Source organism: Agromyces sp. Leaf222, assembly GCF_001421565.1.
Taxonomy (GTDB): domain Bacteria; phylum Actinomycetota; class Actinomycetes; order Actinomycetales; family Microbacteriaceae; genus Agromyces.
Genome location: NZ_LMKQ01000001.1, coordinates 2,548,335 through 2,562,870, shown reverse-complemented (window position 1 = coordinate 2,562,870; position 14,536 = coordinate 2,548,335). Strand labels below are relative to the sequence as shown.

The following is a 14,536-nucleotide window of genomic DNA, read 5'->3' as shown; positions in this document are numbered from 1 at the left end:
GCACCTGGATCCTGGTCGGAGGAAAGGGGGTGGTGCGGTGTTCCTCGGGACCTACGAGCCGAAGCTCGACGAGAAGGGCCGCGTCATTCTTCCGGCCAAATTCCGGGACGAACTCTCGACCGGTCTCGTGCTGACGCGCGGGCAGGAGCGTTGCATCTACGTGTTCAGCGCCAGGGAGTTCGAGCAGATGAACGAGAAGATCCGCCAAGCCCCGGTGACGAGCAAGCAGGCGCGCGACTACATGCGCGTCTTCCTCTCTGGGGCCTCCGCGGAGACCCCCGACAAGCAGCACCGGATCACGGTCCCCGCAGCGCTCCGCACCTATGCGGGGCTCGGCCGAGACCTCACGGTCATCGGCGCCGGCAGCAGGGTCGAGATCTGGGACGCCACGGCGTGGCAGACCTACCTCGCCGAGCAGGAGGCGGCCTTCGCAGAGACGGCGGAGGAGGTGATTCCCGGGCTCTTCTAGCTCGACGGGTTGCGACTCCCAGCCGTACGCGCCTGCTGCACTTCCCCGCAACAGGACGAACGGATGGGGATCGGAATCCGTCGGACACGATCCCGGAGGCATCATGGACATCGAACGCATCCACACTCCCGTCATGCTCGAGCGCACGCTCGAACTCCTCGAACCCGCCCTCCGCCGTGATGGCGCGGTCGCCGTCGATGCCACGCTCGGCATGGGCGGCCACACCGCCGCGATGCTCGAGCGGTTCCCGTCGCTGACGGTCATCGGCCTCGACCGCGACACCGACGCGCTGGCGATCGCCCGCGAGCGGCTCGCGCCGTTCGGCGACCGTGCACGCTTCGTGCACACGGTGTACGACGGCATCCTCGACGCGATCGAAGCCGAGGGATTCGACGAGGTCGACGCCGTGCTCTTCGACCTGGGCGTCTCGTCGCTGCAGCTCGACCGCGCCGAGCGCGGATTCGCGTACTCGAAGGACGCGCCGCTCGACATGCGCATGGACGGCACGACCGGCCGCACCGCGGCCGACATCATCGCCACGTACAGCGAGACGGAGCTGCGCCACATCTTCCAGGACTTCGGCGAGGAGAAGCTCTCGTCGAGGTACGCGAAGGCGATCGTGAAGGCCCGGGAGACCCAGCCGATCCTGCGCTCGGCCGAGCTCGTCTCGATCATCCACGACGCGACCCCGGTCGCGGTGCAACGTCAGGGTCACCCCGCCAAGCGCGTGTTCCAGGCGCTGCGCATCGAGGTCAACGAGGAGCTCTCGGTGCTCCAGCGGGCGATGCCCGCCGCACTCGACGGGCTCAACGTCGGCGGCCGAATCGTCGTGCTCGCCTATCAGTCGCTCGAGGACCGCATCGTCAAGCGCGTCCTGCAGACGGCGTCCTCGTCGTCGGCTCCGGCCGACCTCCCGATGGAGCTCCCCGAGCACCGCCCGACCTTCAAGCTGCTGGTCAGGGGTGCCGAACTGGCGAGCGAGGCCGAACAGGCCGAGAATCCGCGCGCCAAGCCGGTGCGCCTGCGAGCCGCCGAGCGGGTGAGGAGCGCGACGTGAGCGCCCTTCCCGCGCAGAGCGCACTGAGCCCCATCCGACGCCGTGGCTGGATCCCCGAGATCCTGCGCCCGGCACCCGACCGGGCCGCCCGACCCAAGCCGCGCCTCGCGTACGCGATCATCGCGGTCGGCGGCGTCGTCGCCATTGCACTCGCGCAGCTGTTGCTCTCGATCGCCGTCACGCAGGGCGCATACGAGATCGACGGCTACGAGCTCAGCCAGGCCAAGCTCTCACGGCAGCAGCAGACGCTCGCCGAGGACCTCGACCGCGTGCAGTCCCCGCAGTACCTGGCCCGCAACGCCGAGGCGCTCGGCATGGTGCCGAACACGAACCCGGTGTTCCTTCGGCTCAGCGACGGTGCGGTGCTCGGACAGCCGGCGGCTGCAGGCGGGGGAGCCGCGGCATCCGCTGCCCTGGTTCCGAATGCGCTGATCAGCGGCGTGCCGCTCGTGACCGAGCAGTCGGCGGGGGAGACTGCACCCGTGGGCGGTCAGGGGGCCGGCCTCGGAGAACCCGTGGCCGATCCGGTGGCGCCGGCGCCGCCGCCCGTGAGCGACTCGCTCCCGACGCCCACGACCCATTGACGCACCGAACCACTGGAGGTCGATCCAGGTGAACCGCATCAGCCGTCATCCGATGCGGCGGATCCTCGCGGCGGGCCTCGTGCTCGTCGTGCTCGTCGGGCTGTTCGTGGCGCGCCTGATCGACATCCAGGTGGTGCGGGCGTCGGCGCTCAACGAGCAGGCCGAAGAGGTCCGTTCGACCGACCCGATCACGGTCTACGGCGCGCGCGGCGACATCGTCGACCGCAACGGCACGGTGCTCGCCGACAGCGTGATGCGCTACGACGTCGCGCTCTCGCCGAAGAACGCGAAGAAGAGCAAGATCACGCGCGACGAGCCCGACCCGGCCGATCCGAAGAAGACGAAGCAGGTTCAGGTGCCGCTCGAGCAAACCGCGGCCGAGCTCGGCGCGATCGTCGGACTCACGGGCGACCAGGTGCTCGGCATCATCGCGTCCGAGCTCGCCGACGACCCCGATTCCGACTTCGCCTACGTCGCGAAGCTCGTCGACGTCGACACCTACGAGAAGGTCAGGGCCCTCGACATCCCCTGGGTGGTGCAGTACCCGCATCCGAGCCGCAGCTATCCGAACGGGGCCGTCGCTGGCAACCTGCTCGGGTTCGTCAGCAACGACGGCGATGCGCAGGCCGGCGTCGAGCTCGGACAGGACGAGTGCCTGGCCGGTGAGGACGGCGAGGTCACCTTCATCCCGAGCCTGCAGGACTGGGTCGAGATCCCCGGCACCGAGGTCGTGCACAAGCAGGCGAAGGACGGCGGCACCCTGCAGCTCACGATCGACTCCGACCTGCAGTGGGAGGTGCAGCGCATCGCCGAGGCGCAGCGCCTCGCCGTTGGCGCACAGTGGGCGACCGTGACGGTCATGGAGGCCAAGACCGGCAAGTTGCTCGCCGTCGCCGACGTGCCGACGGTCGACCCCAACGACCCGAGCGGCACCGACAAGGAGGATCGCGGCTCGCGCACGTTCACGGCACCGTTCGAGCCCGGCTCGACGTTCAAGGCCATCACCGCCGCATCGCTCGAGGACGCCGGCTTGGCGAACCCGCTGAGCCAGGTCATCGCCCCGTATTCCTACGATGCGCCGAACGGCGCGAACTTCCGCGACAGCTTCTACCACGACGACACTCCGTACACGCTCACTGGTGCGCTCATCGACTCCTCGAACACCGCAACCGCGAAGTTCGGCGAGCAGATGTCCGACCAGGCGCGGTTCGAGTACATGCAGAAGTTCGGCTTCGGCACGGCGAGCGAGGTCGGGTTCCCGGGCGAGGAGTCCGGCGACCTGCACGGCGGCCCCGACGAGTGGGACAACCAGACGAAGTACACGACGATGTTCGGCCAGGGCCTGACCACGACCGCCGTGCAGATCGCGAGCTCCTACCAGGCCATCGCGAACGACGGCGTGCGCATGCCGGTGCAACTCGTCGAGGGCTGCACCGACGCCGAAGGCGAGACGACGGCTCCAGAGGTGAAGGGCACCAGGGTGATCAGCGAGAAGGCCTCGCGGGAGACGACCGAGATGCTCGAGAACGTCTACACCAAGGGCTGGCTCGCCGACCAGTGGAACATCCCGGGCTACCGGGTCGCCGCGAAGACCGGAACCGCGCAGGTCGCAGACGGCAACGGCGGGTACCTGACGGGGTACCTCGTGTCGGTCTCCGGCTACGCGCCGGCCGACGATCCCGAGTTCGTCGTTTCGGTGAGCATCATGGATCCCGTTAAGATGAACTCGTCCGCCGCATCCGCTCCCGTGTTCCAACAGGTCATGAGCCAGGTGTTGAAGAAGTATCGGACCATTCCATCCGGCGCTCCGGCGCCTGACCTGCCAGCCACCTGGTGAGAAAGTTGGGTTCGTGACCGGATCGCCTCCAACGGCCCTCCGGCCGCAGCACCCCGCCCCGCGTTCGCTTCGCGGTCTGGCCGAGACGTTCGCCCTCGAGGTGCGCGGCGATCCGGGCGACCTCGAGGTCACCGGGGTCGTGCTGTCGTCGAACACGGTTCGCCCCGGCGACCTCTACGTGGGCGTGCCGGGGCGCAACGCCCACGGTGCGCAGTACGCCGCCGCAGCCCGCGATGCCGGGGCGGTCGCCGTGCTGACGGATGCCGCGGGCGCCGACCTCGCGGCCGACTCCGGCCTGCCCGTGCTCGTCGCCGACGATGCGCGCGCCACGCTCGGCGACGTCGCGGCGTGGATCCACCGCACCGACGAGAACCCGGCGACGCTCTTCGCGGTCACCGGCACCAACGGCAAGACGAGCGTCGTCTACCTGCTCTTCGGCATCCTGCGCCAGCTCGGCGTGGTCGCCGGCCTCACGTCCACCGCTGAGCGCCGCATCGGCGACGAGGCCGTCACGAGCTCGCTGACGACCCCCGAGGCGAGCGAGCTGCACGCGCTGCTCGCGCGCATGCGCGAGGTCGACGTGCGCGCGGTCGGCGTCGAGGTGTCGGCGCAGGCCCTGTCGCGGCACCGCGTCGATGGCCTCGTGTTCGACATCGCCGGGTTCACGAACCTCACGCACGACCACCTCGACGACTACGCGTCGATGGACGTCTACTACGAGGCCAAGCGCGATCTCTTCCAGCCCGAGCGCGCGCGCCGCGGCGTGATCACGGTCGACTCCGAATGGGGCCGGCGTCTCGTCGACGACGCGCGCATCCCGGTCACGACGCTCACCACGAAGCCCGACGTCGCCGCCGACTGGCGCCTCACGGTGCTCGACGAGCAGCCGGCGTACACGGCGTTCCGGCTCGAGGGGCCGGAGGGTCGCGTGCTCGAGACCCGGGTTCCGTTGCTCGGCTGGTACATGGCCGCCAACGCCGCGCTCGCGATCGTCATGCTCGTCGAGGCCGGATACGACCTCGACCGCATCGAGTCGGCGCTCGGCGCCGACGGCATCGACGCCTACATCCCGGGCCGCGCCGAGCGCATCTCGGGCGATCGCGGACCCATCGTCTACATCGACTACGGGCACAGCCCCGACGCGTTCCTGCAGACCCTCGACGCGATCCGCCGTACGACGACCGGCAAGGTCGTCATGGTGTTCGGAGCCGACGGCGACCGCGACACGACGAAGCGCGCCGACATGGGCGCCATCGCGGCGCGCGGTGCCGACGCGGTCGTGATCACCGACTTCCACCCGCGATGGGAGGACCCCGCGGCCATCCGCGCGGCGCTCATCGAGGGTGCTCGAGCCGCGGTGCCCGACCGCGAGCTCCACGAGATCGCCGACCCGCGCGCCGCGTTCCGTGCCGCGCTCGCCCTCGCGGGCGACGGCGATGCGATCCTCTACGCCGGCCCGGGCCACGAGGACTACCACGAAGTGAAAGGCGTCAAGATCCCCTACTCAGCACGAGACGACGCGCGCGCCGCGCTCCGCGAAGCCGGGTGGCTCGCATGATCTCCCTCAGCCTCGACGAGATCGCCACGGCGATCGGCGGGTCGCTGCGACTGCGCGACACGGATGCCACGTCCGAGTCGCGCGTCGACGGCACCGTGACCACCGATTCACGTGAGATCACGCCAGGCGACGTGTTCTTCGCCAAGCGCGGCGAGTTCGACGACGGACACCGCTTCGCCCCCGCTGCCGCCGAGCAGGGCGCGGCGCTGCTCGTCGTCGAGCAGGAGCTCGACCTCGACGTGCCGCAGATCGTCGTCGACGACTCGGTCGTCGCGCTCGGCGCCCTCGCGACCGAGGTCGTCGCCCGCGTGCGTGCGGCCGGAGCGCTCAAGATCGTCGGCATCACGGGATCGAACGGCAAGACGACGACGAAGAACCTCCTCCGGGCGGTGCTCGAGCACGTCGGCCCGACGGTGGCCGCGCGCGCGTCGTACAACAACGAGGTCGGCGCGCCGATCACGATGCTCTCCCTCGAGCACGACACCCGGTTCCTCGTCGCCGAGATGGGCGCGTCGGGCGTCGGCGAGATCGCCCGCCTCGTGCGCATGGCGCGGCCCGACATCGGCATCGTGCTGAAGGTCGGCCTGGCGCACGCCGGCGAGTTCGGCGGCATCGAGCAGACCGTGCGGGCGAAGTCCGAGATGGTCACCGACCTGCTGCCGACGGATGTCGCGGTGCTGAACCTCGACGACCCCCGCGTGGCCCCCATGGCGGCCGTCACGAGCGCACGGGTGGTCACCTTCGGCCTCGGCTCAGCGGCCGACGTGCGCGCGACCGACGTCGTCGTGCACGCGCGCGGCACGGAGTTCACGGTGCACGTGCCCGGCGGCGAATCAGCGCGGGTCCGTTTCGGGGTGCTCGGCGAGCACCACGTGATGAATGCGCTGGCGACCGTCGCGGCATCCGTCGAACTGGGCGTCGCCCTCGCCGACATCGTCGCCGCGCTCGAAGGGGTCACCCTGGCCGAGCGCTGGCGCATGCAGGTCATGGGCGGCCGTGACGGCGTGACCGTCATCAACGACGCGTACAACGCGAGTCCCGACTCGATGAGCGCGGCCCTGAAGACGCTCGCGCAGGTCAAGGCGCCGGGCACGCGCACGATCGCCGTGCTCGGCGAGATGAGCGAGCTGGGCGAGTTCTCGGGCGAGGAGCACGACCGCATCGGCCTGCTCGCCGTGCGCCTGGGCGTCTCGCAGCTCGTCATCGTCGGCCAGGGCGCCAGGCGCCTGCACATCACGGCGATCAACGAGGGCTCGTGGGACGGCGAATCCGCCTTCGTCGAGACCTCCGACGAGGCGTACGACCTCGTCGTCGCCTCCATCCGGCCCGGTGACACCGTGCTGGTGAAATCCTCGAACTCGGCGGGTCTTCGCCACCTCGGCGACCGACTGGGAGAATGGTTCTCGTGAGAGCACTTCTGAGCGCAGGCGCATTGTCGCTCGCCTTCACGCTGTTTCTGACCCCCCTGTTCATCAGGCTCTTCGTGAAGCTCGGGTGGGGCCAGTTCATCCGCGACGACGGCCCGCAGAGCCACCACGTCAAGCGCGGCACGCCCACCATGGGCGGCATCATCTTCATCCTCGGCACGATCTTCGGCTACTTCGGCGCGACGCTGCTGCTGAGCAACGAGAAGCCGACGGCCACCGGCCTCCTCGTGCTGTTCATGATGGTCGGCCTCGGCCTGGTCGGGTTCCTCGACGACTTCCTCAAGACCCGCAAGAAGCAGAGCCTCGGGCTCGGCGGGTGGGCGAAGGTCGCGGGGCAGACGGCCGTGGCGGCCGCGTTCGCGCTGCTCGCGATCAACTTCCCGAACGCCGAGAGCGTCACGCCGGCCAGCACGAGCATCTCGTTCATCCGCGACCTGCCCCTCGACTTCATGGTCTTCGGCACCATCGCGGGCACGATCATCTACGTCGTCTGGATCTGCCTCATCACGGCGGCGGCGTCGAACGGGGTGAACGTCACCGACGGGCTCGACGGCCTCGCGGGCGGTGCCTCGGCCCTCGCCATCGGCTCGTTCGTGATCATCGGCTTCTGGCAGTTCAACCAGTCGAAGTTCAGCCCGAACCTCAACATGGCCGACGCATACCGCGCGTACGACGTTCGCGACCCGCTCGACATCGCGATCGTCGCGTCGGCCATCGTCGGCGGGCTCATCGGATTCCTCTGGTGGAACACGAACCCCGCGAAGATCTACATGGGCGACACCGGCTCGCTCGCGCTCGGCGGCGCGCTGGCGGCGCTCGCGATCCTCAGCCACACCGAGCTGCTGCTCGTGCTCATCGGCGGCATCTTCGTCATCGAGGCCGGCTCGGTCATCGTGCAGCGCGCCTACTTCAAGCTCACCGGCGGCAAACGCATCTTCCTGATGAGTCCGATCCACCATCACTTCGAGTTGAAGGGCTGGGCCGAGGTCACCATCGTGGTGCGCTTCTGGCTGATCGCGGGCATGTTCGTGGCCGCGGGCACCGGCGCCTTCTACTTCGAGTGGCTCCAGCGATGACCGATGCGGATGCCGCTGGCGGCCGCCTCGACTCCCTGACGAGCTGGCACGCCGACTGGAGCGGCCTCAGGGTGCTCGTGCTCGGCGCGGGCGTCACCGGGTTCGCGGTCGCCGACACGCTCTCGGAGCTCGGCGCCGACGTGCTGCTCGCGGCGACGAACGTCGACGACGACCGCGCGCGCATCCTCGACGTCATCGGCGTGCGGGTGCTGCGGCACGCGCTCGACGCGGTGCCCGACGAGGCCACGGCGTTCACACCCGAACTGGTCATCGCCTCGCCCGGGTTCCACCCCGACAACGCGGTGCTCGAGTGGGCCGTCGCATCGGGCGTGCCCGTCTGGGGCGACATCGAGCTCGCCTGGCGGGTGCGCGACAAGGTGCGCGCCGCCGACTGGATCCTCGTCACCGGCACCAACGGCAAGACCACGACCACGCAGCTCGCGGCGTCGCTCCTCGCGGCGAACGGCCTGCGCGCGGCCCCGTGCGGCAACATCGGCGTGCCGGTGCTCGACGCGGTGCGCGATCCAGGCGGGTTCGACGTGCTCGTCGTCGAGCTCTCCAGCTATCAACTGCACGCGCTGCCCGTCGAGGGCGCCGGTGCGCTGCATCCGGTCGCGAGCGTCTGCCTGAACGTGGCCGACGACCACCTCGACTGGCACGGCTCCGCCGACGCCTACCGTGCGGCCAAGGCAAAGGTCTACGCCAACACGCGCATCGCCTGCGTGTACAACCGAGCCGACGAGGCCACGCGGCGCATGGTCGAGGAGGCGGACGTCGAAGACGGCGCCCGGGCGATCGGCTTCGGCCTCGACACCCCCGGTCCGAGCGACTTCGGCGTCGTCGAGGGCATCCTCTGCGATCGCGCGTTCCTCGAGGAGCGGCACTCCTCTGCGCTCGAGATCACCACGGTCGCCGAGCTCGAACCCCGAGGACTCGGCGCCCCGCACATCGTCGCCAACATCCTCGCCGCATCGGCACTCGTGCGCGCCGTCGGCGTTCCGGTCGGCGTGATCCACGATGCGCTCGGCGAGTTCAGCCTCGACGCGCATCGCATCCAGACCGTGGCGGTGGCGGGCGGCATCCGCTGGGTCGACGACTCGAAGGCCACGAACCCGCACGCGGCCGAGGCGTCGCTGAAGGCGTACCCCAAGGTCGTCTGGATCGTCGGCGGCCTGCTGAAGGGCGTCGACGTCGACGGACTCGTCGCGGCCCACGTCGGACGACTTCGTGCGGCCGTCGTGATCGGAGTCGATCGGGCGGCACTCGTCGAGGCGTTCGCTCGACACGCGAGCGACGTGCCGCTGTTCGAGGTCGACGCCGATGACACTGGAAACGTCATGGCGCTGGCCGTCGCCTTCGCCGAGTCGATCGCCGAAGACGGGGACACGGTGCTCCTGGCCCCGGCAGCGGCCTCGATGGACCAGTTCGCCGACTACGCCGATCGAGGCCGTCGGTTCCAGCAAGCGGTACGAGCACGATTGGAAGGTGAGGCGGATGGCGACTCCGCCCCGCACGACGCCGCCCCGCACGAACCCGACGCCGGAGACTGAGCGCGGGGGCGTCGCCGCCCGCATCCGGCTCGGTCGGGTCTTCCGCGTCGAGTCGAAGGACTACGTGCTGCTGCTCAGCACGGTCGTGTTCCTCGTGCTGTTCGGGCTCGTGATGGTGCTCTCGTCATCGACCGTCGAATCCCGCCTCGAGGACGGCGGATTCTTCGACCAGGCGGCCAGGCAGGGCACGTTCGCGCTCATCGGCGTTCCGTTGATGCTCATCGCGAGCCGCATGCCCGAGCGCTTCTGGCTCTGGCTCGCCTGGCCGCTGCTCGGGGCGGCTTGTGCGATGCAGGTGCTCGTGGTGGCCACGCCCCTCGGCATCGAGGTGGGCGGCAACACGAACTGGCTCGCCCTCGGGCCGATCCAGTTCCAGCCGTCGGAGCTCATCAAGGTCGCGCTCGTCATCTGGCTCGGGCTGATCGTCACGAAGAAGCAGGCCTACCTCGGCGACCTCGGCAAGGGCGTGATGCCGATCCTCCTCGTCGGCGGCGGGGCGATCGGCCTGGTGCTCCTCGGCGGCGACCTCGGCACCGTCATGATCATGGGGGCGATGCTGCTCGGCACGCTGTTCCTCATCGGGGTCCGGTTCCGGCTGCTGCTGCCGCCCGTGCTGCTGAGCGCCGCGGTGTTCGTGATCGTCGCGGTCTCGAGCGACAACCGCATGCGACGCATCAGCGCCTTCCTCCAGGAGAACTGCGAGCAGGGCTCCGGCGACGACTGCTGGCAGATCCAGCACGGGCGCTTCGCCCTGGCCAACGGCGGGATCTTCGGCGTCGGCCTGGGCAACTCCACGGCGAAGTGGTCGTGGCTGCCCGCCGCCGACAACGACTTCATCTTCGCGATCATCGGCGAGGAACTCGGCCTGATCGGGGCGATCGTCGTCATCGCCCTGTTCGTGCTGCTTGCCGTCGCGTTCGCGCGCGTGCTGCGTGCGGCGCAGACGCCCTTCGCGAAGACCGTCACGGCGGCGGTCATGGTGTGGGTCATCGGCCAGGCATGTGTCAACATCGGTGTCGTGCTTGGTGTCTTCCCCGTTCTCGGCGTTCCGCTTCCGCTCGTCTCCGCGGGCGGTACCGCCCTCGTGACGACCCTCTTCGCGATCGGCGTCGTGCTGTCCGTCGCGCGGGACCCCGCGGCGACCGCTCGAGCCGCCGCCCGTGCGGCCGCCCGCTCGAACTCCCGCGCCGCGGCCGGGCGCACGCGATGACCGTCTACCTGCTGGCCGGCGGCGGAACCGCCGGCCACGTGAACCCCCTGCTCGCGGTCGCAGACCGCCTGCGCGAGCGCGATGCGACGGCCGAGGTGCTCGTCCTCGGCACGGCCGAGGGCCTCGAGGCGAGGCTCGTGCCCGCCCGCGGCTACGAGTTGCTCACCATCGCCAAGGTGCCGTTCCCGCGCCGCCCGAACGGTGCAGCGGTGCGGTTCCCGAAGCGGTTCAGTCAATCGGTCGCCGACGTGCGCTCGATCATCGCCGAGCGAGGCGTCGACATCGTGGTCGGCTTCGGCGGCTACGTCTCGACGCCCGCCTACCTCGCGGCCCGCCGCCAGGGCGTGCCCGTCGCGATCCACGAGGCCAACGCGCGGCCCGGACTCGCGAACCGCCTCGGCGCGCGCTGGGCCGAGACCGTCGGCGTGGCGTTCAGCGGCACCCCGCTCCGGCACGCCGAGGTGGTCGGCATGCCCCTCCGCCGCGAGATCGAGCAGCTCGACCGCGCCGTGCTGCGCCAGCCCGCCGCGGAGTTCTTCGGCCTCGACGCCGAGCGGCCCGTGCTGCTCGCGACCGGCGGATCCCTCGGCGCCCGCCGCATCAACCGCACGATGACCGCATCCGCCGAGGCGCTGACCGCGGCCGGCTGGCAGGTGCTGCACATCACCGGGGCGAACTCCGACGTCACCGATCCCGGTCTCGCCGACTACCGCATGCTCGAGTACGCCGACCGAATGGACCTCGCCCTCTCGGTCGCCGACCTCGCCGTCTCCCGCGCCGGAGCGGCCACCGTGAGCGAACTCGCCGCCCTCGGCATCCCGTCGGTGCTCGTGCCCTACCCGGTCGGCAACGGCGAGCAGCGATTCAACGCGGCCGACGTGGTCGAGGCGGGCGGCGGCATCCTCGTCGACGATGCCGAGTTCACGCCCGAGTGGGTGGGCGAGCACGTGCTGCCGCTCCTCGCCGACGAGCAGCGGGTCGGTCGCATGGCGGTCGCCGCGGCATCCGTCGGTCGGCGCGACGGCACCGATCGCATGCTCGACCTCATCGAGGCGGCCCTCGGCGCGGATGCCGACGGCACCGTCGCGGACGCGTAACGTTGAGGTGACGGATGCCTCGGCATCCGCCGCCTCGAACCTTCGGCCGCAGCCCCTCGAGGCCGGCCAGCGCAGCACAGCCCAGAGCCCAGAGAAAGCAACGCCGTGACCATCAAGCCCGATCTCTCCACCTCGATCCCGTCCGATCTCGGCGCCGTGCACTTCGTCGGCATCGGGGGCTCGGGCATGAGCGGCATCGCGCGCCTGTTCCTGGGTGCCGGCCACCGGGTCACGGGCTCCGACGTGCGCGACTCGGCGAACATCGGTGCACTTCGCGACCTCGGCGCCGAGATCGCCATCGGGCACGACGCGGCGAACCTCGGCGACGACATCGACACGGTCGTCGTGACGGGCGCACTCTGGCAGGACAACCCCGAGTACCAGCTGGCCCTCTCCCGCGGGCTGCCGGTGCTGCACCGCTCGCAGGCCCTCGCCGCGCTCATCGCGGGCCAGCGGCTCGTGTCGGTCGCGGGCGCGCACGGCAAGACGACCTCGACGGGCATGATCGTCACCGGCCTGCTCGCGCTCGACGCCGATCCCACGTTCGTGAACGGCGGCGTGCTCGCCGACCTGGGCGTCAGCTCGGCATCCGGTGAAGGCGAGCTCTTCGTCGTCGAGGCCGACGAGTCCGACGGCTCCTTCCTGCTCTACGACACCTCGGTGGCGCTCATCACGAACGTCGACCCCGATCACCTCGACCACTACGGCTCGCGCGAGGCCTTCGAGCAGGCGTTCGTCGAGTTCGCCGACCGGGCCCGCGAGTTCGTCGTCATCTCGAGCGACGACGCCGGCGCGACGCGGGTCCGCGAGCGCCTCTCGCACGAGCGCATCGTCACCTTCGGCGAGGCGGCCGACGCCACGGTGCGCGTGCACTCGGTCGTCACCGAGGGGCCGGTCGCATTCGCCGTCGAGTACGAGGGCGAGACCTACCATGCGCGCCTCGCGATTCCCGGACACCACAACGCGATCAATGCGGCCGGCGCGTTCGCCGTGCTCACCGGCCTCGGGTTCGACCCCGCCGCGGCCCTCGCCGGCATCGCGCGGTTCGCGGGCACGGGTCGGCGGTTCGAGCTGCACGGCAACGTCGGCGGGGTGAGCGTCTACGACGACTACGCGCACCACCCGACCGAGGTCGCCGCAGCCCTCGCCGCGGCCCGCACCGTCGTGGGTGAGGGGCGCATCATCGCCGTGCACCAGCCGCACACGTACAGCCGCACGCAGGCCTTCGCGAAGGAGTTCGCGGAGGTGCTCGAACAGTACGCCGACGAGACCGTCGTGCTCGACGTGTACGGCGCGCGCGAAGATCCCGTACCCGGCGTCACGGGTGCGCTCGTCAGCGAGCGGTTCGCCGACCCCGAGCACGTGTCCTTCATCGCCGACTGGCAGGCCGCCGCCGACCACACGGCGCAGATCGCCCGCTCGGGCGACTTCGTCATCACGCTCGGCTGCGGCGACGTCTACCGCATCGTGCCGCAGCTGCTCGGCTCGCTCGAACGCGAGCTCGGGTGAGGATGCCCGCCGCGTGAAGCGGCCGCAGGGTTTCGATCGGCCGGCGCCACCGCGCCAGGCCGCGACCGGCACGCAGTCGCGCGGCTCGACGCCGACGCCGACGCCGACGCCCCAGCGGCGCGGTGCCGATGAGCGAAGGCGGGCGGATGTCGCGAAGCAGCCGCCCGCGGCATCCGGGACCGCGGTCACCGAGGCGATCGAGCCGGTCTCGGGCGGGAGCACCGGTGCTCGGGGTGCACGCGCTGCCGCGTCGAACCCCCCACCTCGCCCTGAGCCTCGCGGAGACGCGACGACAGGGGAGCGTGCTCCCGTCGACCGCCCTTCCGGCGAGCCCGCACTGCCACGGAGCGGATGGGCGGCGCGGCGCGCCTTGGCGAGGGCCACACGCGATCGACGTCGGTACGAGCGCGCCGAGGTGCGCCGGTTCACGGTTCGCACGAGGCGGCGCAGGCTGGCCTGGGGCATCGCGCTCGGCGCGATCGGGCTGCTCGTCGCCGCGGTGCTGATCGGCGCCTACTCGCCGCTCATGGCGTTGCGAGTGGTGCGCGTCGAGGGCGCGTCGAGGGTTCCCGCCGCCGAGGTCGAGGCCGCGTTCGAGCCCATCCTCGGCACGCCGCTCGCCCTCATCGACCGCTCGGGGGTGCAGAAGGCGATGTCCGGGTTCCCGCTCATCGAGACCTACCAGACCGAGGCCGTTCCCCCCGACACGCTGGTGGTGCGCATCGTGGAGCGCACGCCCGTCGGGGTGATCGAGGCCGACGACGGCCTCGTGCTCGTCGACGCGGCGGGCGTGGTCATGGACCGACCGGAGGCCAGGCCCGACGGCCAGCCCGTCATCACGGTCGAAGGGGGAGTGGCGGGCGACGGCTTCCGCGCCGTCGCGGGCGTTGTGCGAAGCCTGCCCGCCGAGATCCGGATGCAGGTGACGGCCGCCTCGGCGGAGACGGCCGACGACGTGACGCTCCAGATCGGCGATGCCCGCGTCGTGTGGGGCAGCGCCGAGGACTCGGGCCTGAAGGCCGACGTGCTCGACGACCTCATGCGGGCGGCGCCTCCGGGATCGGTGTCCCTGTACGATGTCTCAGCGCCGATGAGTCCGGTCACGATGTGATCGGAGGCTCGTTCGAGCATCCGCTTCGTCGTGCGCCCGAATCGAGACGAA

The 14,536-nt window shown here is 70.6% G+C and carries 12 protein-coding genes; all 12 read left to right on the top strand.

Going from position 1 to position 14,536, the window contains the following annotated elements; all coding sequences use genetic code 11:
- Positions 1-37 precede the first annotated feature (37 nt).
- Positions 38-469, top strand: coding sequence for a division/cell wall cluster transcriptional repressor MraZ (gene mraZ / locus ASE68_RS11390; protein ID WP_055858521.1), 432 nt, complete (start codon positions 38-40; stop codon positions 467-469).
- A gap of 103 nt (positions 470-572) precedes the next feature.
- Positions 573-1,526 (top strand): 16S rRNA (cytosine(1402)-N(4))-methyltransferase RsmH, encoded by a 954-nt coding sequence (gene rsmH, locus ASE68_RS11385; RefSeq protein ID WP_055858518.1) that lies wholly within the window; start codon positions 573-575, stop codon positions 1,524-1,526.
- The gene (locus ASE68_RS11380) at positions 1,523-2,110 is read left to right on the top strand and encodes a hypothetical protein (RefSeq protein WP_055858516.1); all 588 of its coding nucleotides are present in this window, start codon (positions 1,523-1,525) and stop codon (positions 2,108-2,110) included. Before rsmH ends, ASE68_RS11380 begins: the two co-directional genes overlap by 4 nt.
- A gap of 28 nt (positions 2,111-2,138) precedes the next feature.
- Positions 2,139-3,947 (top strand): penicillin-binding protein 2, encoded by a 1,809-nt coding sequence (locus tag ASE68_RS11375; protein WP_055858513.1) that lies wholly within the window; start codon positions 2,139-2,141, stop codon positions 3,945-3,947.
- Positions 3,948-3,960: 13 nt separating this feature from the next.
- The gene (locus ASE68_RS11370) at positions 3,961-5,505 is read left to right on the top strand and encodes a Mur ligase family protein (RefSeq protein ID WP_055858510.1); all 1,545 of its coding nucleotides are present in this window, start codon (positions 3,961-3,963) and stop codon (positions 5,503-5,505) included.
- Positions 5,502-6,914: a UDP-N-acetylmuramoyl-tripeptide--D-alanyl-D-alanine ligase gene (gene murF / locus ASE68_RS11365; protein ID WP_055861218.1), complete on the top strand. Its 1,413-nt coding sequence runs from the start codon at positions 5,502-5,504 to the stop codon at positions 6,912-6,914. The genes ASE68_RS11370 and murF overlap by 4 nt, the downstream gene beginning before the upstream one ends.
- Positions 6,911-8,008 (top strand): phospho-N-acetylmuramoyl-pentapeptide-transferase, encoded by a 1,098-nt coding sequence (gene mraY, locus ASE68_RS11360; protein WP_055861213.1) that lies wholly within the window; start codon positions 6,911-6,913, stop codon positions 8,006-8,008. The genes murF and mraY overlap by 4 nt, the downstream gene beginning before the upstream one ends.
- On the top strand, positions 8,005-9,558 hold the full coding sequence (gene murD, locus ASE68_RS11355) for a UDP-N-acetylmuramoyl-L-alanine--D-glutamate ligase (protein ID WP_055858507.1): 1,554 nt from the start codon (positions 8,005-8,007) through the stop codon (positions 9,556-9,558). Before mraY ends, murD begins: the two co-directional genes overlap by 4 nt.
- Positions 9,503-10,768 carry a putative lipid II flippase FtsW gene (ftsW, locus tag ASE68_RS11350; RefSeq protein WP_082462190.1) on the top strand — a complete coding sequence of 422 codons (1,266 nt, stop codon included), beginning with the start codon at positions 9,503-9,505 and terminating at the stop codon, positions 10,766-10,768. Before murD ends, ftsW begins: the two co-directional genes overlap by 56 nt.
- Positions 10,765-11,865, top strand: coding sequence for an undecaprenyldiphospho-muramoylpentapeptide beta-N-acetylglucosaminyltransferase (murG, locus tag ASE68_RS20245; RefSeq protein ID WP_055858504.1), 1,101 nt, complete (start codon positions 10,765-10,767; stop codon positions 11,863-11,865). The genes ftsW and murG overlap by 4 nt, the downstream gene beginning before the upstream one ends.
- Before the next feature lie 105 nt (positions 11,866-11,970).
- Positions 11,971-13,374: a UDP-N-acetylmuramate--L-alanine ligase gene (gene murC, locus ASE68_RS20240; protein ID WP_055858501.1), complete on the top strand. Its 1,404-nt coding sequence runs from the start codon at positions 11,971-11,973 to the stop codon at positions 13,372-13,374.
- Positions 13,375-13,744: 370 nt separating this feature from the next.
- Entirely contained in the window at positions 13,745-14,485 is a 741-nt protein-coding gene (locus ASE68_RS11335; RefSeq protein ID WP_235480840.1) for an FtsQ-type POTRA domain-containing protein, read from the top strand.
- The last annotated feature ends 51 nt before the right edge of the window (positions 14,486-14,536 follow it).

Excerpts from the sequence above, each read along its gene's own strand:
- ftsW (WP_082462190.1), top strand. The coding sequence starts at position 9,503 with ATGGCGACTCCGCCCCGCACGACGCCGCCCCGCACGAACCCGACGCCG.
- rsmH (WP_055858518.1), top strand. The coding sequence starts at position 573 with ATGGACATCGAACGCATCCACACTCCCGTCATGCTCGAGCGCACGCTC.
- murD (WP_055858507.1), top strand. The coding sequence starts at position 8,005 with ATGACCGATGCGGATGCCGCTGGCGGCCGCCTCGACTCCCTGACGAGC.
- murF (WP_055861218.1), top strand. The coding sequence starts at position 5,502 with ATGATCTCCCTCAGCCTCGACGAGATCGCCACGGCGATCGGCGGGTCG.
- murG (WP_055858504.1), top strand. The coding sequence starts at position 10,765 with ATGACCGTCTACCTGCTGGCCGGCGGCGGAACCGCCGGCCACGTGAAC.